Annotated in this window: 2 protein-coding genes; both read right to left on the bottom strand. The window is 61.7% G+C overall.

What is annotated here, in order from left to right; all coding sequences use genetic code 11:
- Positions 1-572 (bottom strand): DsbA family oxidoreductase (locus ACRXB1_RS36080; RefSeq protein WP_449494779.1); only part of this gene is annotated, 572 nt, incomplete at its 3' end.
- Between the two features lie 97 nt (positions 573-669).
- On the bottom strand, positions 670-1360 hold a 691-nt coding region (locus ACRXB1_RS36075; RefSeq protein ID WP_449494778.1), incomplete at its 5' end, for an NAD(P)/FAD-dependent oxidoreductase.

Below are 1360 nucleotides of genomic sequence, written 5' to 3'. Positions count from 1 at the left end.
TCGATGGGCGGCGGCGGTTCCTGATCGCCCACGCCATCGCGCGACAGCACCACGAACGGCACGCCCGTCACGCCCAGCTTCTGCGCGAATTCCTCGTCTTCTATCACCGCGTCCGTGAGCTCGTCGCCAAGCAAAACTTCTTCCAGCGATTCCGGATCGATACCGCACGTGGCCGCGATGTCGAGAAGCGCATCGGTATCGCCGATATCAATGCCGTCCTCGAAAAACGCCTTGAAGATCGCCCGATGCACAACGTCGAACCGTCCCGACTCGCGCGCAAAAAATGCGGTCTCGAACGCCTTGCGGCTGCGCGGTTGAACCGGCGGCAGGCGCATCAGCAGGCCGCGGTCGATCGCCATCGGATAAACGGAGCTGTCCCAGCTCTGTTGCAGAAGGTCGCTATCCGGTTCGAGCGGCGGCGTGGGTTCCGGGCGCAACTCGAACGCATGCCAGCGGACTTCGACGGCATCGCCATAAGCGTTCTGGAACTGGTCGATGACCGGCAGTTCCAGATAGCAGAACGGGCAAACATAGTCCGACCAGACGTCGAGGTACAGCGTGGGGCTTGTCATATGAGGCTCGTTGAAAATTCGTGCGAAATTTTACCCCGCATTCGGTTTTGTCTCAGGCGCCACGCAACAAGCGGCAACCCGGCCGCAATCGGGCCGTTTAAAACCCGCCGTCAAGTTCGATTTTCGATCCATCGCGAAACCGCGCCAGCCGGAACGCGTGCGGATTGACCAGCGGTGTATCGTTAGCAACGATGTCCGCCATCAGTTTCCCCGCGCCCGGCCCGATCCCGAAGCCGTGACCCGAAAACCCGGTCGCGACGAACATACCGCGCAGCGTGTCCGCCGGCGAGATGACCGGCACCGCGTCAGGCGTGACATCGATATACCCCGCCCACGCCTGCGCAACCTTTACGTGCGCGAGGGCCGGAAAGATCGCGCGAAATTCGTCGATGGCGGTCCGGTTGTACTTTTGCGTCGGCGCCGGATCGAGGGTTCGGACCGATTCGAAGATCGTCGGTTGATCGAGCTGCCATGTTCGGGGTTGGCGCAACGCGTCGAAGAAACGCTCGCCGAGGGCGAAGTCCATCGAACGGAAGTTGCTTTTGAGTGCCAGGAGGAACTGATCGAACAGCCGGAAGCTGTCGGGGGTGAGCTCGGCGAGACTGCGAAATGCGTTGGCGATCGTGTAGCCGCCATCCATACGTTTGCGATATCCAACAGTGTCCGTGCAGGCGCTGACTTCCGGGCCGCCGTCGATGGGCTCCGTGCGCAGCACCGACGAGCGTACGGTCAGTTGAGACACATCTATACCGAGGTTCCCGGCGAACAATCGCGTCCATGCGCCGCCA

The organism is Caballeronia sp. M23-90, assembly GCF_053574605.1.
This window is presented reverse-complemented; position numbering and strand designations above follow the sequence as displayed.